Source organism: Sphingomonas sp. NPDC079357 (assembly GCF_044901155.1).
Lineage (GTDB): Bacteria > Pseudomonadota > Alphaproteobacteria > Sphingomonadales > Sphingomonadaceae > Sphingomonas.
In genome coordinates, this window is the sequence record NZ_JBJDOM010000002.1 from 214,226 (window position 1) to 232,136 (window position 17,911).

The window sequence follows — 17,911 nt, forward strand, 5'->3', positions numbered from 1 at the left end:
CGATGATGATCCTGCTGATGCTGCTCTTGCAGACCACGCCGGTCGCCCCGATCGTCAAGGGCACCGCCCTGCCGCCGCCGGGCACCGAGGAGGCGCAGGTGATGGCACCGGTCGAGGCGCTGCTACGCGCGATCGAGACAAGCGATGGTGCCGCCGCGCTTGCCGCGACCTTGCCCGAGGGCACGATCACCGCGACGCGCACCGGGCCGGACGGCATGCCGCAGCGGCAGACGGTGCGCTGGGGCGATTGGGCCGCGAAGCTGAGCCCCGAGCCCGGTCCGGCGGTGGAGAAGCAGGGAACGCCGGCGATCGAGATCGACGGCAATCTCGCGATGGTGTGGGCGCCATATACCACGCTGATCGCGGGCAAGCCGAGCCAGTGCGGCTATAACCTCTTTGACGTGGTGCGCGGGGCGACGGGGTGGAAGATCCTCAACGTCACCTATTCCGCGCGCAGCGAGGGCTGCACGCCATGATCGCCTCGCTGCTGATCGCCAATCGTGGCGAGATCGCGCGCCGGATTATCCGCACCGCGCGCGCGCTGGGTATCCGCACGATCGCGGTCCATTCCGACGTCGATGCGGACATGCCGTTCGTGCGCGAGGCCGATGAAGCGGTGTGCATCGGGACGGCTTCGGCAGCGGACAGCTATCTGCGGCAGGATCGCCTGCTCGATGCGGCGCGTGCTACGGGCGCGGAGGCGATCCATCCGGGCTATGGCTTCCTGTCCGAAAATGCCGACTTCGCCGAGGCGGTGGTCGCGGCCGGGCTGGTGTGGGTCGGCGCGTCGCCCGCGGCAATCCGCGCGATGGGGCTGAAGGATGCCGCCAAGGCGCGGATGATCGCGGCGGGGGTGCCGGTGACGCCGGGCTATCTGGGCGCGGACCAGTCGCCCGACCGGCTGAAGGCAGAGGCGGACACGATCGGCTATCCGGTGCTCATCAAAGCGGTCGCGGGCGGCGGCGGCAAGGGAATGCGGCAGGTCGACGCGCCCGGCGACTTCGCGGAGGCGCTGGCGAGCTGTCAGCGCGAGGCGGCGGCGTCGTTCGGCGACGATCGCGTGCTGATCGAGAAATACATCCTGTCACCGCGCCACATCGAGGTGCAGGTGTTCGGCGATACGCACGGGCAGGTGGTGCATCTGTTCGAGCGCGATTGCTCGCTCCAGCGCCGGCACCAGAAGGTGATCGAGGAAGCGCCCGCGCCGGGGATGGACGTAGCGACGCGCGCGGCGGTGTGTGACGCGGCGGTGCGTGCGGCGAAGGCGGTCGATTACGTCGGGGCGGGGACGATCGAGTTCATCGCCGACGCCTCCGAGGGGCTGCGCGCCGACCGCATCTGGTTCATGGAAATGAACACGCGGTTGCAGGTCGAGCATCCCGTCACCGAGGCGATCACCGGGCAGGATCTGGTCGAATGGCAATTGCGCGTCGCGAGCGGCGAGCCGTTGCCCAAGGTGCAGGACGAACTCGCGATCACCGGCTGGGCGATGGAAGCGCGGCTGTATGCCGAGAATCCGTCGACCGGGTTCCTGCCGTCGACCGGGCCGCTGGAGCGGCTGCGCTTTCCGGCGGGCGTGCGCATCGACAGCGGGGTTGAGGAGGGCGGGGCGGTGACGCCCTTTTATGACCCGATGATCGCCAAGCTGATCGTCCATGGCGCGACGCGCGCACAGGCGGCGCAGCGGCTCGCGACGGCGGCGGCGGGGACGCAGGTATGGCCAGTGCGAACCAACGCCGCGTTTCTGGCGCGCGCGGCAGCGCATCCGGACTTCGTGGCAGGGCACGTCAATACCGGATTTATCGCGCGCCACGCCGAGGCGCTGATTCCGCCGGCTGAGCCGTCTTCGCGTGTTGTGGCGGCAGCGGCGGCGGCGCTGTTGCCGGCGGCGGGTGCGACGCCATGGACGGCGTTGCGCGGATTCCGCGCCAACGCCGCGCCTTCGGTACAGGTGGCGGTCGAGGTGGCGGGTACGCCGTATGTCGCGGAGCCTGCGGCGTTGCCGGGCGCCGAGGTCGCGGACGGCGTGCTGTTCACGGGCGGCGAGGCGTGGCCGTTCGGCGCGCGGCGGGCGGATCATCTCGGCGGGGCGAGCGAGGGCGACGGCGCGCTGCTCGCGCCGATGCCGGGGCGCGTGATCGCGGTGCCGGTGGCGCAAGGGCAGCGCGTCGCGCGCGGCGAGCGGTTGCTTGTGCTGGAGGCGATGAAGATGGAGCAGGCGTTGCTCGCGCCGTTCGACGGCGTGGTCGCGGAGTTGAAGGTCAGTGAGGGCGCGCAGGTGAGCGAGGGCATGTTGCTCGCGCGGATCAGCGCGGGAGACGAGTGATGGCGGGGCGGCACTATGACGAATGGCAGGTCGGCGACCGGATCGTCCACGAGATCCGCCGCACCGTCACTGAAACCGACAATCTGCTGTTCTCGACGATGACGCACAATCCGCAGCCGCTGCACCTCGATGCCGAGGCGGCGAAGGCGAGCGAGTTCGGGCAGATCCTCGTCAACGGCACCTTCACCTTCGCGCTGATGGTCGGCCTTTCGGTGGGCGATACGACGCTGGGGACGCTGGTCGCCAATCTGGGGTATGACAAACTGGTGATGCCGAAGCCGGTGTTTATCGGCGACACGTTGCGCGCCGAGACCGAGGTGCATGCGCTTAAGGACAGTCGCTCGCGGCCGGAGGCGGGGATCGTCACCTTCGCGCACCGGCTGCTCAACCAGCGTGACGAGGTGGCTTGCCAATGTCTGCGCACCGCGTTGCTCAAGCGGCGCGCGGCATGAGGCTGCGCTCGCTGCTGTTCGTGCCCGGCGACCGGCCCGAGCGCTTCGATAAGGCCGCTGCGAGCGGGGCGGATGCGCTGATCCTCGACCTGGAAGATGCGGTCACCCCTGCGGCGAAGGCAGCGGCGCGGGCGGCCGTGGCGGCGCGGTTGCGGGCCGGGCGCGGAGGCGTGGCGGTCTTCGTGCGGGTCAATCCGCTCGGGACCGCGTTGCTCGACGAGGATCTCGCGGTGCTGGGCGGACTGTCGCCGGACGCCGTGGTGTTGCCGAAGGCGGAGGGGGCGGCGAGTGTTCGCGATCTCGCGGCGCGATTGGCGGCGGCGGGGATCGTCGCGCCGATCCTGCCGATCGCGACTGAGACGCCGGCAGCGATCTTCCAGCTTGGCAGCTATGCGGGATGCGGCGTGGCGCTTGCCGGACTGACGTGGGGGGCGGAGGATTTGCCGGCTGCGATCGGGGCGGCGACCAGCCGCGAGGAAGACGGGCGATTCACCGCGCCTTATGAGCTGGCGCGGTCTTTGGCGTTGTTTGCTGCACATGCCGGGGGGCTGGCGGCGATCGAGACGGTCTATCCGGCGTTTCGGGATGACGCGGGGCTGGCGGCCTATGCGGCGCGGGCGGCGCGTGACGGCTTCACGGGGATGATGGCGATCCATCCGGTTCAGGTCGCGACGATCAATGCTGCCTTTAGCCCCAACGATGAGCAGGTCGCGCATGCGCGGGCGGTGGTGGCGGCGTTCGAGGCAGCGCCGGGGGCGGGGGTGTTGCAGCTCGACGGCAGGATGATCGACGCGCCGCATCTGGTGCAGGCGCGGCGGTTGCTGGCGCGGGTTTGAGCCTTCTTACATCATTGCGAGCGTAGCGAAGCGATCCAGAGCCGGATCACGACGCCCTTGATTGCTTCGCTGTGCTCGCAATGCCGGCGGGGGGCGGACGGAACCGCGCGCCATCCTCCCGCGCTCTGCCGCCATGCAGGATGATGAAGTTCCCAATGCCCGCCATCGTGCGGTGCCGAGCGGGCGGCTAGCGCGGCTTGGCGGGTTCGGGCGGCTGGCGGGCGGGGTCGCGGGCGGAATGCTCGCCGAGGGCGCGCGGCGGCTGGCGGCGGGTGAGCGGCCGAAGGTCGGCGACCTGATCCTAACGCCGGGTAATGCGGCGCGCGTCGCCGACCGGCTGTCGCACCTGCGCGGCGCGGCGATGAAGCTGGGGCAGATGATCTCGATGGACGCGGGTGACGTGCTGCCGCCCGAGTTGCAGACGATCCTCGCGCAGCTCCGCAACCAGGCGTACCGGATGCCGCCGCAACAGCTCGACCGCGTGCTGCGCGAGGAATGGGGCGCGGACTGGCGGCGCCGCTTCCGGCATTTCGAGGCATCGCCGGTCGCCGCCGCGTCGATCGGGCAGGTGCACCGCGCAACCTTGCCCGATGGGCGGGTGCTGGCGATCAAGGTGCAATATCCGGGCGTTGCTGACAGCATCGGCTCGGATGTCGACAATGTCGCGACGTTGCTGCGGGTGTCGGGACTGTTGCCGGGGACGCTCGACCTCAAGCCGCTGCTTGCGGAGGCCAAGCGCCAGCTCGCCGAGGAAGCCGATTACGTCCGCGAGGGCGCGGAGTTGCGCGCGTACCGCGAGCGGCTGGCGGGCGATACACGCTATGTCGTGCCGGCGCTGGAGGAAGCGCTTACCACGAAGCGCGTGCTGGCCATGGAGTTCGTCGCGGGGCGGCCGATCGAGGCGCTGACCGAGGCGTCGCAGGACGAGCGCGACGTGGCGATGACATCCCTGATGACGTTGGTGTTGCGCGAGTTGTTCGAGTTCGGGGTGATGCAGACCGATCCGAACTTCGCCAATTACCGCTGGCAGCCGGAAACGGGCGCGCTGGTGTTGCTCGACTTCGGTGCGGCGCGGCGCGTGCCGACAGAGACGGCGGCGGGGTATCGGCGGCTGATCGAGGCCGGGCTGGCGCGCGATCGTGATGCCATCCGCGAAACGGCGGTGGCGGTCGGGTTTCTGGGCGCGGCGGCGGCGCACGCGCATCGCCCGGCGATCGATCGGATCATCGCGGCGATCGACGAGGCGCTCAACCAACCGGGCGCGTTCGACTTCGGCGATCGCGCGTTCGTGCCGGTGGTGCGCGAGGAGGCCAAGGCGATGATCGCTGACCGGGCGACGTGGCATGTGCCGCATGTCGAGACGTTGTTCGTCCAGCGCAAGGTGAGCGGGACGGCGCTGCTCGCGGCGCGGCTGAAGGCGCGGGTCGATGTGCGTGGGTTGGCGGCGGCGGCGGTGGATTAACACCCCGCCCGCTATTGTAGACTTGCGCCCAGATCGTGGCGCTTCGACCGCATCCAGGCGACTCGGGTAGCCGCTGCCCGACAATAGCAACCACCATACTGGGTCGAATAGCCGATCACCGCGGGTGGTCCGCAGGCGGAAGCTTGGGCGATCCTTGCGGCGAAACGAACGCATCGGCTCAGCCGGCTCATCAGGACGCACGTCCAGTAAAAGCCACCTTGACGGCACTGCAACAAAACTTCCATATTCGTATACGGTATATGAAAAGTAGGCGGCAATTGCTGGCGCCTACAATGGTTTGAAGGGGGGCAAGTCACATGAAGGCTAAGATTGTGTTGCAGCTGGCCGGGGGGTGCGCTGCTCTTTCGATCGCGTCGATGGCGCAAGTGGCTCGCGCGAGCGACTTAGGCGCCGTTGCCGGACAGGATGCACAAGAGCCAGCACCACGGACGCCCGCCGCCAGCGCAAGCAACGAAGTCGTCGTCGTCGGTCTTCGCCGAAGTGTGGAGAAGGCAGCAGAGAAGAAGAAAAACGCAAAGCAGATCGTCGACTCAATCGTTTCAGAGGACGTCGGCAAGCTGCCCGACAACAATGTCATCGATGCGTTGGCACGCGTCACCGGCGTCCAGATCGACCGCTCGTTTGGCGAGGGCAGTGATTTGACGATCCGCGGCTTGAGCGACGTGCAGACGACCTTGAACGGCAACAATACAAACCTCGGTTCCGGTCGGGCGCTCAATCTAGCCGACATCCCGTCCGAGCTGATCAAGTCTATCGACGTTTACAAGACCCGGTCTCCCGATCAGGTGGAAGGTGGCATCGGCGGCAGCGTCAACGTCGAGCTGCGCCGTCCGCTCGACTTCAAAAAAGGGCTGACCGTCGCAGGAAGCATCCGCGGGGTGTATAGCGACAATCCCAAGAAGGTCAGTCCGTTCGGCAGTTTGCTCGTGTCCAAGCGCTTCGATACCGGCATTGGCGAGATCGGTTTGCTGGTTAACGGGTCGTACCAGAAGAACTTCTATCGTGAGACATTCGTCGCCAGCGAGGGTGTCGAGCAGTTCTGCTGCACCTTCCGCGCGCCTGATCCAAATGCCGGCCAAATCATACCTCAAACGCCGCGCCTGACGCTGTTGCCAACCACGCTGCGCGATATTGCGATCCCGTACCGCGTTCCTTACGGACTGGACGACGGATATAGCAAGCGAAAGTCACTCAACGTCTCGGCGCAATGGAAGCCGAGCGACGGCCTGAATTTCATCCTTGAGGGCAGTTATTTCGGGGCCGACAATCGGAACCAGAATGACGGCTTGTATCTTCAGACCCGCGACGTGCGCCTGTCGAACGTCGTGTTGCAGCCGGATGGTGCCACGGTCCGCTCGGCGACGGTGAATGCGTTTACGCCCGGTGGCACCGACCTCCCCGCCGGCTTCACTTCAAACGCGTCCCGTAGCCAGTCGTACCTGTACACCACCAATGCCGAGATGAATTGGCATACCGGAATTGCGCGGATTCATGTCGGCGCACAGTATAACTGGAGCAAATCCAGCAGGTATGGCACGCAAGTCCTGCCGCAGTTGCGGGGCGCGAGCAGCGCCGACGTGGATTTCGCGTCGGACCGTTTCAATGGTATCGGACCCTTCATCAGCTTTTCCGGCATCGACCTTACTGACGTCAACAACTATGTTGTGGATCGTTTTCAGGATCTGCGCGACAGCAACGAAAACAAGGAGTTTGCCGCGCAGTTTGACGTCGAACTCGCGGTAAGTGACACCGGACTGATCCGTCGTATCAAAACGGGTTATCGCTTCAACCATCGGCTGCCCAGCCGGTCCTCTGGTTATCGCGACGGCTACCCACGCATCGATGGTGCGAAGGTTCCGCTGTTCGCGTTTCCCGGAGCCGACGCCATCGCGCCGGTCAGCGCGCTGGTGCCGGGCGCGGAGGCGCTGACGTGGTTGCATATTCCTGGCCAGACGCTTCAGAACAATATCGACGCGATCCGTCAATATATCCGGGCTAACGATCCAGAGGACGCCGAAACGTGGGAAGGCGATCGCCCGCCGGCGGATCGCGGGCAGAATTTCGTATCGGAAGAAATGATTTCGGCCTTCTACGGGCAGATCGACTATCGCTTTGACATCGGCTTCCCGGTCGACGGTTATTTCGGTGGACGATTGACGAACACGTTCGGTTCGGCGTCCAGCACCAATTTCCGCTATGGTCCGAACATACCGAACGAGCCTTTGATCGAAACTGGCTATGGCAGGGCCAATTATCTGGACTTCATGCCCTCGGTCGTCGCAATCCTCCACTTCACGCCAAAGGTTCAGCTTCGTCTGTCATTTACGAGGAATATCGAACGGCCTAGCTTCTATAGTACGCGACCGTCCGCAATCATCGACGACTACCGTAACCCCACCACGGTTTATGCCGGCAATCCCACGTTGCGGCCGAACGTATCGGCCAATTACGACGCCAGTCTTGAGTATTATTTCAAGGACGGCTCGGCGTCGCTTGCCGGTTTCGTCAAGAAGCAAAGCGGGCTGCTGTTCGGTTTCGAACGGCCGGTGAGCAGCCTCTCCGCTTATGGCATCGATGGTCCGGGCTTGATCGCGTCGGAGTATAATACGGGGAACGGGACCGTCGTGGGTGTCGAGAGCCGTGTGGAGAGCTTCTTCCGGTTCCTGCCCGGCCTGTTGCGCAACTTTGGCGCCAGCCTCAACGGCACGTACATTCCCACCGCGACGCAGAAATTCCCGTATCCTGATGGCACGCCGAACGTGCCCGGAATGGATGACGTCGATGGCCTGTCCCGCTACACGGGTAATGCAGCGCTATATTATGAAAGCCCGAAGTTCAGCACGCGTATCAGCTACAATTACCGGTCCGGATACCGGAACGGCATCAGCCTGTACTATCCGCAATACTCGCCGTTTACGCTGGAGACTTCACGGCTCGATGGGGCGGTGAACTACACGCCCGTAAAATTCCTTACGCTATCGATCGAGGGCACCAATATGTTGCGCAACAACACCGTAACATATTTCGGAAAGGACCGGTTGTTGCCGACGGGCGCACGCCTTCAGCCTCGTACGATCCAGGCAAGCGCGCGCTTCCGCTTCTGATCCTGAGGTGATCGATCGCGGCGCACTCCATCGTGCCCGCGATCGATCAAACCCGGCTCGCAGGTTGATGTCGCATGCCCGTGCTGTGCACATCCATCGGCATAGGGCTGGATGGAGTGTGCCTTAACAAGCATGAAGTCAGCAGCGGCGTCCCGGGGATGTACCGGCTGCGACCTGTGTCGGCTGACCAAGGTTCATGAACGCGTAAATCTCACCCGTCAGTGTGACACTTGCTCGCAGGTCCGGGTATCTGCCCCGTCGACAGTTACGCGCTACGCCGCCCCGCCTCGACCGCCGCGTCGCTCGCCAGCCGGTCAGCGCGTTCGTTTTCGGGGTGGCCGGCGTGGCCCTTGACCCACTTCCATTCGACACGGTGTGGCCGCGCCGCCTCCAGCAATGCTTGCCAAAGGTCGGCGTTCTTGACCGGCTTCTTGTCGGCGGTCTTCCAGCCGTTCTTCTGCCAGCCGTGAATCCATTTGGTCAGTCCGTCCATGACGTAGCGGCTGTCGGTCGACAGCGTCACGCGGCACGGGCGGGTCAGCGCGTTGAGCCCCGCGATCGCGGCGGTCAGTTCCATGCGATTGTTGGTGGTGAGCGGCTCGCCGCCGGCCAGCTCCTTTTCGTGCTTGCCCGACCGGATCACCGCGCCCCAGCCGCCGGGGCCGGGATTGCCCTTGCACGCACCGTCGGTGAACAGCTCGACCTGCGTCAGCTCGGTCATGCGAACGCCTGCGGGTGCGCTTCGTACCAGTCGAGCCGGCGAAGATAGGCGAGCGGGTCCTTGCGCATCACCAGCGCGTCGGCCGGCGTGTGGAGCCAGTCCCACGCGCGGCTGAGCAGGAAGCGGATGCACGCCCCGCGCGCGAGCAACGGCAGCGCGGTGCGCTCGGCATCGCTGAGGCCAAAGGCGGCGGTGTAACCCGCCAGCAGTGCAGCGCCGACCGGCGCGCTGGCGTTCTCTCCCCGCGCATCGAACGTCCACGCCGAATGCATCACCGCGAGATCATAGGCGCGCACGTCGGTGCAGGCGAAGTAGAAGTCGATCAGCCCGGTGACGGTGTCGCCCTGCATCAATACGTTGTCCGGAAACAGGTCGGCGTGGATCGCGCTGACCGGCAGCCCGAGCGGCCACGATCGTTCGACGGTCGTCAGCGCGGTGTCGATGCGGTCGAACAGCCCGGGATGGATCGTGTCGAGGTCGCGTCCGCATTTCTCCAGCAGCGGACGCCACGTGGCGATGCCCATCGAATTGACGCGCGTCTGGCGGAAGTCGGCGAGCGCGGCGTGTATTTCGCCCATCGCAATCGCCGCCGCCTGCGCCTGTGCCGGGGTCGGATGCGATACCGACACGCCGGTCAGGAAGCGGATCAGACAGGCCGGACGCCCCTCGAGCGTCTGGATCACGGTGCCGTCGCGATCGGGGATCGCCGGAGGAACCGCCAGCCCGCGCGCGGCGAGATGATCGAGCAGCGCCATGAAGAACGGCAGATCGTCCGCCGCGACCCGCTTTTCGTAAAGCGTCAGGATGAAGCGCGCCGAGGTGGTGTCGACGAGGTAGTTGGAATTCTCCACCCCCTCGGCGATACCCTTGACGGAAACCAGCTCGCCGACATCGTAGCGGCGGAGGAAGGCGGCGAGCGCCTCGGCGGAGACGTGCGTGTAAACGGCCATGGTGCGTGCGTCAGGCGGCGGCTTCGAGCCCGCGCGGCAGCTTGAACGCGATCGTTTCGCGCGTCGTCTCTTCCTCACGCTCGGTCACGTCGAAGCGGGTCGCCAGCCGATCGACCAACTCGCGCACCAGCAACTCCGGCGCGGAGGCACCAGCGGTTATTCCGAGCGTGCCGACGCCATCGAGGAACGACCATTCCAGATCGCTGGCGCGCTGGATCAACGCGGCGCGGATACCCTGCCGCTCCGCCACTTCGACCAGCCGCACCGAGTTCGACGAATTGGGCGCGCCGATCACCAGCACCGCGTCGCACGCATCGGCAATCGCCTTGACCGCCGCCTGGCGATTGGAGGTGGCGTAGCAGATGTCCTCACCGCGCGGGGCCTGAATGGCGGGAAAGCGGCGGTGGATCGCGGCGACGATCGCGGCGGTATCGTCGACCGACAGCGTCGTCTGGGTCAGGAACGACAGGTTCTGCGGATCGGGGACGACCAATGTGTCGACGTCCTCGACCGTCTCGACCAGCGACATCGCGCCTTCGGGCACCTGTCCGAAGGTGCCGACCACCTCCGGGTGGCCGGCATGACCGATGAAGAGGATGTGACGACCGGACTCGACGAGCCGTTCGGCCTGGCGATGCACCTTCGACACCAGCGGACAGGTCGCGTCGAGATAGTCGAGCCCGCGGTTCTGCGCCTCGGCAGGCACTGACTTGGGGACGCCGTGCGCGGAGAAGACGACCGGCGCGCCATCGGGCACCTCGGTCAGCTCCTCGACGAACACCGCGCCCTTCGCCTTGAGCGAGTCGACGACGAACTTATTGTGGACGATCTCGTGCCGGACATAGACCGGCGCGCCGTGCTTCTCGATCGCCAGCTCGACGATGCGGATCGCGCGGTCGACGCCGGCGCAGAAGCCGCGTGGTGCGGCGATCAGCAAGTCCAGAGGGCGGCGCGGCGCGGCGGCGGGGTCGGTGACGGGATCGGCCATGCCGGCGGCTCTACGCGAATGCTTGCTCCGGCGATAGACGGTTCCTATGCTGGCGACGACCCGGGGCCGTTTGGCGGCGCCGTATCATTTGTGCCCATTGCCCGGGATTGTGTTTGTGAACGCTCGCCATATCGCCGCTCCGCTGATCCTCCTGCTCGTGGGTGGATGCGCGAAGAGCGGGGAGATCGATGTCTCCGGCGGGGGTGCCGGCATCACCGCGGTCCGCAGCGCCTGCCCGACGGTCGGCGTCCCTGCGGGCACCGGCGACGTGACCTTGTTCGATCCGTCGAACAGCCGTGCCGCCAGCGCGATCGACGTGGTCGCGACGATCAGCAACGTGCGATCGACCTGCGACGATCAAGGGGCGGACGTGACGACGCGCGTCACCTTCGACGTCCGCGCGCGGCGCACCCGCACCGATGGCGCGCGTGACGTGACCTTGCCCTATTTCATCGTCGTCACCCGCGGCGGAAGCCAGGTGGTCGCCAAGCGCGTGTCGCAAGTGGGGTTGCACTTCGATGCCGGGCAGGGTGTCGCCACCACCAGCGCCGAGGCAAGCAGCGCGGTCGCGCGCAGCGCCGCGACGTTGCCGCAGGAAGTGCGCGACCGGCTGACGCGCCGCCGCAAGGCGGGTGACGAGGATGCGGCGGTCGATCCGCTTGCGGATCCCAAGGTGCGTTCGGCGGTCGCCTCAGCGTCGTTCGAGGCGCTGGTCGGATTTCAGCTCACGCAGGATCAGCTTCGCTACAACGCGACCCGCTGACCCGGACGCCATCAGATATTTCAGCCGATCCGGCGGATTGTTTCGGGCGTTAAATCTTTGAGCAAGATTCGGCTGCGTAAAGCCGGTGGTCCGCCGTCGTTCTGACGCGACCAAAGGATTTTGGACGTGAACAGCCTGTCTCCTCTTGCCAGTCCGCTGTCGACGATGCGGTCGGTAACGGCCGCGCGCCCGGCCGCGCTGGCGGTGGCCGCGCCGGTGGCCGCGCCGGACGCGACGCCGCGGGCGGAGCCAAGTGCGACCTCCACGGGCAGCCTGATCCGCACCGCGGGCGAGCAACTCGATCAATTCGATCGCGTCATGGAGAAACTGCGCGCCAGCATGAACGCTAGCGCGGTCACGTATGGCGGCAACCCGGCCCTCGGGCAGACCGGGCAGATCGTCGACCGCCTCGGCTGAGGCTGCGCCGGGACTTGCCCCCGCCGCGCGCTTCGCTACGGAACGAAGCGTGACCGAGGACGACCGCCTGATCTCGCCCGCGCGCCGTGTCGAGGATGTCGACGCCGCGCTGCGCCCCAAAACGCTCGATGATTTCGTCGGGCAGAAGGCCGCTCGCGAGAATTTGCGCGTCTTCATCGAGGCCGCGAAGGGGCGTGGCGACGCGCTGGACCATGTGCTGTTCTTCGGGCCCCCGGGGCTGGGCAAGACCACGCTCGCGCAGATCGTCGCGCGCGAAATGGGGGTGGGCTTTCGCGCAACGTCCGGGCCGGTGATCGCCAAGTCGGGCGATCTGGCGGCGCTGCTCACCAATCTCGAGGACGGCGACGTCCTGTTCATCGACGAAATCCACCGCCTGCAACCGGCGGTGGAGGAAGTGCTCTATCCGGCGATGGAAGACCGCGCGCTTGACCTGATGATCGGCGAGGGGCCATCGGCGCGTAGCGTACGGATCGACTTGCCGCGCTTCACGCTGGTCGGTGCGACGACGCGCCAGGGGTTGCTGACCACGCCGCTGCGCGATCGCTTCGGTATTCCGGTGCGGCTGCAATTCTACACCGTCGAAGAGCTGGAGCGCGTGGTGTCACGCGCCGCACAGCTGCTCGACCTCGGCATCGCGCGTGACGGGGCGATGGAGATCGCGCGGCGCGCGCGCGGCACGCCGCGGATCGCCGGGCGGCTGCTGCGGCGGGTGCGTGACTTCGCCAACGTCGCGGGAGCGGCGGTGGTCGATGCGATGGTCGCGGATCGTGCGCTAAACCGGCTGGAGGTCGACTCACTCGGCCTCGATGCGATGGATCGCCGCTATCTGACGATGATCGCGGATATATACCGGGGCGGGCCGGTCGGGGTCGAGACGCTGGCGGCCGGGTTGAGCGAGCCGCGCGACACGATCGAGGAGGTCATCGAGCCGTACCTGATCCAGCTCGGACTGGTCGCGCGCACTGCGCGGGGGCGCGTGCTGAATGCGGGCGGGTGGAAGCATCTGGGCCTGAACCCGCCGGCGGGATCGCAGGACGGGCTGTTCGATTGACCTAGCGCGGATAGCGTGCGGCGAACGCGCGATCGGACATGATGAGATAGCGGACGGTATCGACCAGCGCCCAAATTCCCGTGATGATCAGACCGAAGAAGGTAAGCGTCAGCACGAGCATCACGATCGCCGATGCGGTGCGGCCAAGATAAAAGCGGTGGACGCCGAGCGTGCCGAGCAGGAAGGCAAGCGCTGCGGCGACATATTTGTTACGGTCGTTGTGCGGGACGGCGCTGGTTGCAAGCGGGGCCTGGGCAGGGGCCAACGGAAAGATGTTGAGCGCGCGGCTGCCCGAGGTTTCGAAGTCGACCGACTGGCCGATTGCCGGTTCACCGCGCTGCGCCCAATCCTCCGGCAGGAAGGTGTAGCGCTGCCCGTCGTTGCCGGCCACCAAACCATGCCCGCTGCGCGCATCGACGCCCAGAACCTGCCCTTGCATCACATTCCCCTTACCCCTGCGATGCGTCACAACATCGCCCCGCTGTTTTGGCAAGAAGCAGCGCCCAGGGACACGGACAAAAATATTTTGCTGCGTGGCACCCAGGCCACAGGTCTGGTAGCCACGGGTTCATGCCTGTGTCCGCCGCCCGCTCCGCTCGCGAAATCCTCGTCAATCTTCACGACGTGATGGCCGCGCGCTCGAACGCACAGGCCAAGCTGAATTCGGTGGTGGAGATCATCGGCGAGGCGCTGGATAGCGAGGTCTGCTCGATCTACCTGCTGCGCGAGGGCGTGCTGGAGCTGTTCGCGACCCGGGGGCTCGATCCGGCGGCGGTGCACGTCACCAAGCTGGCGATGGGCGAGGGGCTGGTCGGCACGATCGCGCAGCATAACGAGGTGCTCAACCTCGACGAGGCCGCCAGCCATCCCGACTTCGCCTACAAGCCCGAAACCGGCGAGGATCGTTACCATAGCTTCGCGGGGGTGCCGATCATCCGGCGCGAGCGGGCGGTGGGCGTGCTTGCGGTGCAGCACGCCGATCCGCGCCGCTACGAGGACGTCGAGATCGAGGCGCTGCAGACGGTGGCGATGGTGCTGAGCGAGCTGATCGCCAATGCCGGGCTGATTGACGAGGCGGGGCCGCGCGACCGGCCGCAATCGACCGCGCCGACGCGCATTCCGGGGCAGAAGCTGGTCGACGGGATGGCGGTGGGCTGCGCCGTGTTCCACCAGCCGCGCATCCATATCGAACATACCGTTGCCGAGGATACCGAGGCCGAGCGCCACCGCGTCTATGCGGCGTTCGACAAGATGCGCGAGCAGATCGACCGGATCGCGCGCGAGGCGGAATTTGGTGTCGGCGACGAGCATCAGGAGGTGATCGCCACCTACAAGATGTTCGCCTATGACGAGGGCTGGGCGCGGCGCATCAACGAGGCGATCGACAGCGGGCTGACCGCCGAGGCGGCGATCGAACGTGTCCAGCAGCGCACCCGGCAACGGATGCGCGAAATCGACGATCCGCTGCTCGCCGATCGGATGCACGATCTGGAGGATCTGTCCAACCGGCTGCTCCGCATCGTTTCCGGGCAGATGGGGACCGCGGCGCAGATGGGGCTGCGGCAGGACACGATCCTGATCGCGCGCAATCTCGGCCCTGCGGAATTGCTCGAATATGACCGCCGCCGCCTCAAGGGTGTCGTGCTGGAAGAGGGGTCGCTGACCGCGCATGTCACGATCGTCGCGCGGGCGATGGGCGTGCCGGTGCTCGGGCGCGTCCGCGACGTGCGGCGACTGATCGCTGAGGGCGATCTGCTGCTGCTCGACGTCAACGAGGGAACGCTGACGGTGCGCCCGACCGGCGCGATGGAGGAGGCGTTCGAGGCGAGTCTGGCCGCGCGCCAAAAGCGCCGCGCTGCCTATGCCGCGTTGCGCGACGTCGCACCGGTGACGAAGGACGGGCACCGCCTGACCGTGATGGTCAATGCGGGGCTCCGCGACGACGTCGCGGCGCTAGACGTAACCGGCGCGGACGGGATCGGGCTGTTCCGTACCGAATTCCAGTTCCTCGTTTCCGCGACGCTGCCGCAGCGCGAGCGGCAGCAGCGGCTGTACCGCGAGGTGCTGGATGCAGCGGGATCGCGCCCGGTGATCTTTCGCACCGTCGACATCGGCGGCGACAAGGCCCTGCCGTATCTGATCCACGCCGAGGACGAGGAAAATCCGGCGATGGGCTGGCGCGCGCTACGGCTGGCGCTGGAACGCGACGGGTTGATGAAGGCGCAGGCGCGCGCGCTGCTGGAGGCGGCGGCGGGGCGGACGCTGAACGTCATGTTCCCGATGGTGTCGGAGGCGTGGGAGTTCGACGAGGCGCGCGCCTTGTTCGAGAAGCAGCGCGATTTCCTCGCCGCGCGAGGCAAGCGGCTGCCGCTGGAGGTGCGTTATGGCGCGATGCTGGAGGTGCCGGCGCTCGCCTATCAGCTCGACCTGCTGCTGCCCGCGGTCGATTTCCTCTCGATCGGTACCAACGATCTGACCCAGTTCCTGTTCGCCGCCGATCGTGCCAATCCCAAGCTGGCCGACCGCTACGACTGGCTGTCGACATCGATCCTGCGCTTTCTGCGGCAGGTCGCGGTGCCCGCCGCGCAGGCGGGGGTGCCGGTTGGTGTGTGCGGCGAGATGGGCGGCCGACCGCTCGAGGCAATGGCGTTGATCGGGATCGGTATTGACCGGCTGTCGATCACGCCGGCGGCGGTCGGCCCGGTCAAGGCGATGATCCGCTCGCTGGATCGCGGTGCGCTGACCGCGTTCATGGAGACGCTGCTCGCCGATCCACCGCGCGATATGCGCGGCGCGCTGGCGCGCTGGGCGGCGGAGCAGGGCGTCGAATTGGCATAGCGATCCGACGAACCGAGTCAGCGTCTGACGGTGCGGCGTGTTGACACGCCCGTGACGCTTTGAAAGACGATGGTGAAGCATCGCGGTAAATGCAGGGTCGGAGACAGGAATGAGCGAAGGCGAGCATCCGGCGCAGGCGACGTCGCCGAGCGGCGCTCCGCAGTCCGGCACGGTCGGAGCACGTCTGCGGGCCGCTCGCGAGGCGCAGGGACTGTCGGTGGCCGAGGTTGCCGCGCGGACCCGTGTGACGCAGCGTTTCCTGGAGGCGCTGGAGGACGACCGGCTCGATCTGCTGCCCTCGCCGACCTATGCCTCTGGATTTGCGCGGGCCTATGCGCGTGCGGTCGGATTGGACCAGGCTGAGATCGGGCGGGGAATTCGCGGCGAGCTGGCGCGTGGCGCGATGCCGATGCGGCAGCACCATATCGAGGAAATCGCCGATCCTTCGCGCGGCCCGTCGCGCGGGACGGTGATCGTCGCCGCAGGGGTCGCACTGGCGGTGTTGATTCTCGGTGTGCTGTGGCTGTCGACCGGCATGTTCCGTGGCACGCAGGAGTCGCCCGAAGCCACGGCGAGCCCGACGACGGTGGCCCGCAGCGCTCCGGTGCCGCCGCCCAGCCCCACGCCCGCGACCGGCAAGGTGGTGTTGACTGCCAAGAACGAAGTCTGGATGCGTGTCTATGACGGCGCGAACAAGACGCTGTTTACGGGCACGTTGCAGCCCGGGCAGACGTTCGAAGTGCCCGTGGGCACCGATCGCCCGATGCTGAACATCGGACGTCCGGACCAGCTGCAGGTAACGGTGGATGGGCGCGCGCTGCCGCCGCTGGGCGACGGCAAGCGCGCGATGAAGGACGTCGGCGTCAGCGCCGAGGCGCTCGCGGTGCGGTTCGCGGGCCCGTCCGCCCCGGCCGTAACCCCGTCAGCGAGCAGCAGCCCGACTCCCGCCGCCAGCGGCGCGGCGGTGCCGCCCGCTTTTCAGTCGAGCGGCGGATGACGTAAGGCTGTGGCCGCTTCAGGCTGGCGACAGCAATAATATTCCAGAACTTTATCCGGTGCCGATGTACCGGGGGACGAGAAGATGACCAAGTTTCTAGCCGGCGCTGCAATAGCGCTCACCCTTGCCAGCCCTGCGCTTGCGCAACGCAACGCACCGGTCGAGGTGCGCGTCGACAAGCTGGAGAGTGAAATGCGCGCGGTGCAGCGCAAGGTTTTTCCGGGCGGGGCGGGAATGATGGTCGAGCCGCAGATCGCGCCGAGCGCGCCGACGCCGGTCGAGGTGACGGGGGTGCCTGCCTCGGGTGCGATCACCGACCTGACCGCCCGCGTGACCTCGCTCGAACAGCAACTGGCGTCGATGACCGGGCAGATCGAGCAGAACGAGTTTCGGCTGCGCCAGTTGGAAAGCCAATTCTCCGACTATCGCAAGGCGACCGACGCCAAGCTCGCCGCGCCGCCCGCCGCCACCCCGGCTGCGCCGGTCGGCGGCCCCGACGTGACCGTTCCCGAAGCACCGGAACCGGCCGACAAGCCCACCAGCTCCGCCACCGTCGTCAAGCCGAGTACCGGTGACGCGGCGGAGGATGGCTACCTCTATGGTTTCCGGCTGTGGGAGGCGAAACGTTATGGCGATGCGGTGACGGCGCTGAAGAAGGTCGTTGCCGATTATCCCAAGTCGCGCCGCGCGAGCTACGCGCAGAATTTGATCGGTCGGGCCTATCTCGACGATGGTAAGCCGAGCCTCGCCTCGATCGCTTTCTACGACAACTACAAGAAGTTCCCTGATGGCGAGCGCGCGCCGGACAGCCTCTATTATCTCGGCAGCGCGTTGGTGAAGCTCGACAAGGCGGCGGACGCCTGCAAGGTCTATGGCGAGTTGACCGACGTCTATGGCGCAACGCTTTCCGCCAAGATGAAGGCTGATGTCGCCAAGGCCCGGACCGCCGCCAAGTGCAAGTGAG

16 protein-coding genes are annotated in these 17,911 nt (G+C 66.7%); 12 read left to right on the top strand and 4 right to left on the bottom strand.

What is annotated here, in order from left to right; genetic code table 11:
• Positions 1-2 precede the first annotated feature (2 nt).
• The 6 genes from ACI2JO_RS09945 (at position 3) to ACI2JO_RS09970 (ending at position 8,201) form a co-directional block, all read left to right on the top strand.
• Positions 3-476: a hypothetical protein gene (locus ACI2JO_RS09945; RefSeq protein WP_404720546.1), complete on the top strand. Its 474-nt coding sequence runs from the start codon at positions 3-5 to the stop codon at positions 474-476.
• The gene (locus ACI2JO_RS09950) at positions 473-2,326 is read left to right on the top strand and encodes an acetyl/propionyl/methylcrotonyl-CoA carboxylase subunit alpha (protein WP_404720547.1); all 1,854 of its coding nucleotides are present in this window, start codon (positions 473-475) and stop codon (positions 2,324-2,326) included. The genes ACI2JO_RS09945 and ACI2JO_RS09950 overlap by 4 nt, the downstream gene beginning before the upstream one ends.
• A complete protein-coding gene (locus ACI2JO_RS09955) occupies positions 2,326-2,778 on the top strand; it encodes a MaoC family dehydratase (protein WP_404720548.1) in 453 nt (150 codons plus the stop codon). Before ACI2JO_RS09950 ends, ACI2JO_RS09955 begins: the two co-directional genes overlap by 1 nt.
• Positions 2,775-3,614, top strand: a complete 840-nt coding sequence (locus ACI2JO_RS09960; protein WP_404720549.1) for an HpcH/HpaI aldolase/citrate lyase family protein — start codon at positions 2,775-2,777, stop codon at positions 3,612-3,614. Before ACI2JO_RS09955 ends, ACI2JO_RS09960 begins: the two co-directional genes overlap by 4 nt.
• Positions 3,615-3,747: 133 nt before the next feature.
• The gene (locus tag ACI2JO_RS09965; protein ID WP_404720550.1) at positions 3,748-5,076 is read left to right on the top strand and encodes an ABC1 kinase family protein; all 1,329 of its coding nucleotides are present in this window, start codon (positions 3,748-3,750) and stop codon (positions 5,074-5,076) included.
• A 317-nt stretch (positions 5,077-5,393) separates the two neighbouring features.
• Positions 5,394-8,201 carry a TonB-dependent receptor gene (locus ACI2JO_RS09970; protein WP_404720551.1) on the top strand — a complete coding sequence of 936 codons (2,808 nt, stop codon included), beginning with the start codon at positions 5,394-5,396 and terminating at the stop codon, positions 8,199-8,201.
• Between the two features lie 265 nt (positions 8,202-8,466).
• Here the strand turns inward: ACI2JO_RS09970 and rnhA are convergent, their stop codons facing one another.
• The 3 genes from rnhA to ispH are packed head-to-tail and all read right to left on the bottom strand — an operon-like array spanning position 8,467 to position 10,860.
• Positions 8,467-8,922, bottom strand: a complete 456-nt coding sequence (gene rnhA / locus ACI2JO_RS09975; protein WP_404720552.1) for a ribonuclease HI — start codon at positions 8,920-8,922, stop codon at positions 8,467-8,469.
• The gene (gene thrB, locus ACI2JO_RS09980) at positions 8,919-9,872 is read right to left on the bottom strand and encodes a homoserine kinase (protein WP_404720553.1); all 954 of its coding nucleotides are present in this window, start codon (positions 9,870-9,872) and stop codon (positions 8,919-8,921) included. Before thrB ends, rnhA begins: the two co-directional genes overlap by 4 nt.
• Positions 9,873-9,882: 10 nt before the next feature.
• The gene (gene ispH / locus ACI2JO_RS09985; protein ID WP_404720554.1) at positions 9,883-10,860 is read right to left on the bottom strand and encodes a 4-hydroxy-3-methylbut-2-enyl diphosphate reductase; all 978 of its coding nucleotides are present in this window, start codon (positions 10,858-10,860) and stop codon (positions 9,883-9,885) included.
• 106 nt (positions 10,861-10,966) lie between these two features.
• Here ispH and ACI2JO_RS09990 point away from each other — a divergent pair, with 106 nt between their 5' ends.
• From ACI2JO_RS09990 to ruvB, 3 genes are all read left to right on the top strand, one after another.
• Positions 10,967-11,623, top strand: coding sequence for a hypothetical protein (locus ACI2JO_RS09990; protein ID WP_404720859.1), 657 nt, complete (start codon positions 10,967-10,969; stop codon positions 11,621-11,623).
• 126 nt (positions 11,624-11,749) lie between these two features.
• Positions 11,750-12,040, top strand: a complete 291-nt coding sequence (locus ACI2JO_RS09995) for a hypothetical protein (RefSeq protein WP_404720555.1) — start codon at positions 11,750-11,752, stop codon at positions 12,038-12,040.
• A gap of 49 nt (positions 12,041-12,089) precedes the next feature.
• Positions 12,090-13,112 (top strand): Holliday junction branch migration DNA helicase RuvB, encoded by a 1,023-nt coding sequence (ruvB, locus tag ACI2JO_RS10000; protein ID WP_404720556.1) that lies wholly within the window; start codon positions 12,090-12,092, stop codon positions 13,110-13,112.
• 1 nt (position 13,113) lies between these two features.
• Here ruvB and ACI2JO_RS10005 read toward each other — a convergent pair whose 3' ends face one another.
• Positions 13,114-13,551: a TM2 domain-containing protein gene (locus ACI2JO_RS10005; protein ID WP_404720557.1), complete on the bottom strand. Its 438-nt coding sequence runs from the start codon at positions 13,549-13,551 to the stop codon at positions 13,114-13,116.
• A gap of 131 nt (positions 13,552-13,682) precedes the next feature.
• Here ACI2JO_RS10005 and ptsP point away from each other — a divergent pair, with 131 nt between their 5' ends.
• The 3 genes from ptsP (at position 13,683) to ACI2JO_RS10020 (ending at position 17,910) form a co-directional block, all read left to right on the top strand.
• A complete protein-coding gene (gene ptsP, locus ACI2JO_RS10010) occupies positions 13,683-15,950 on the top strand; it encodes a phosphoenolpyruvate--protein phosphotransferase (RefSeq protein WP_404720558.1) in 2,268 nt (755 codons plus the stop codon).
• Positions 15,951-16,059: 109 nt separating this feature from the next.
• Positions 16,060-16,947 (top strand): helix-turn-helix domain-containing protein, encoded by an 888-nt coding sequence (locus ACI2JO_RS10015; RefSeq protein ID WP_404720559.1) that lies wholly within the window; start codon positions 16,060-16,062, stop codon positions 16,945-16,947.
• An 84-nt stretch (positions 16,948-17,031) separates the two neighbouring features.
• On the top strand, positions 17,032-17,910 hold the full coding sequence (locus tag ACI2JO_RS10020) for a tol-pal system YbgF family protein (RefSeq protein WP_404720560.1): 879 nt from the start codon (positions 17,032-17,034) through the stop codon (positions 17,908-17,910).
• The last annotated feature ends 1 nt before the right edge of the window (position 17,911 follow it).

Coding starts and splice junctions, on each gene's coding strand:
- ACI2JO_RS09945 (WP_404720546.1), top strand. CDS start 3: ATGATGATCCTGCTGATGCTGCTCTTGCAGACCACGCCGGTCGCCCCG.
- ACI2JO_RS09950 (WP_404720547.1), top strand. CDS start 473: ATGATCGCCTCGCTGCTGATCGCCAATCGTGGCGAGATCGCGCGCCGG.
- ACI2JO_RS09955 (WP_404720548.1), top strand. CDS start 2,326: ATGGCGGGGCGGCACTATGACGAATGGCAGGTCGGCGACCGGATCGTC.
- ACI2JO_RS09960 (WP_404720549.1), top strand. CDS start 2,775: ATGAGGCTGCGCTCGCTGCTGTTCGTGCCCGGCGACCGGCCCGAGCGC.
- ACI2JO_RS09965 (WP_404720550.1), top strand. CDS start 3,748: ATGCAGGATGATGAAGTTCCCAATGCCCGCCATCGTGCGGTGCCGAGC.
- ACI2JO_RS09970 (WP_404720551.1), top strand. CDS start 5,394: ATGAAGGCTAAGATTGTGTTGCAGCTGGCCGGGGGGTGCGCTGCTCTT.
- rnhA (WP_404720552.1), bottom strand. CDS start 8,922: ATGACCGAGCTGACGCAGGTCGAGCTGTTCACCGACGGTGCGTGCAAG.
- thrB (WP_404720553.1), bottom strand. CDS start 9,872: ATGGCCGTTTACACGCACGTCTCCGCCGAGGCGCTCGCCGCCTTCCTC.
- ispH (WP_404720554.1), bottom strand. CDS start 10,860: ATGGCCGATCCCGTCACCGACCCCGCCGCCGCGCCGCGCCGCCCTCTG.
- ACI2JO_RS10005 (WP_404720557.1), bottom strand. CDS start 13,551: ATGCAAGGGCAGGTTCTGGGCGTCGATGCGCGCAGCGGGCATGGTTTG.
- ptsP (WP_404720558.1), top strand. CDS start 13,683: ATGCCTGTGTCCGCCGCCCGCTCCGCTCGCGAAATCCTCGTCAATCTT.
- ACI2JO_RS10015 (WP_404720559.1), top strand. CDS start 16,060: ATGAGCGAAGGCGAGCATCCGGCGCAGGCGACGTCGCCGAGCGGCGCT.
- ACI2JO_RS10020 (WP_404720560.1), top strand. CDS start 17,032: ATGACCAAGTTTCTAGCCGGCGCTGCAATAGCGCTCACCCTTGCCAGC.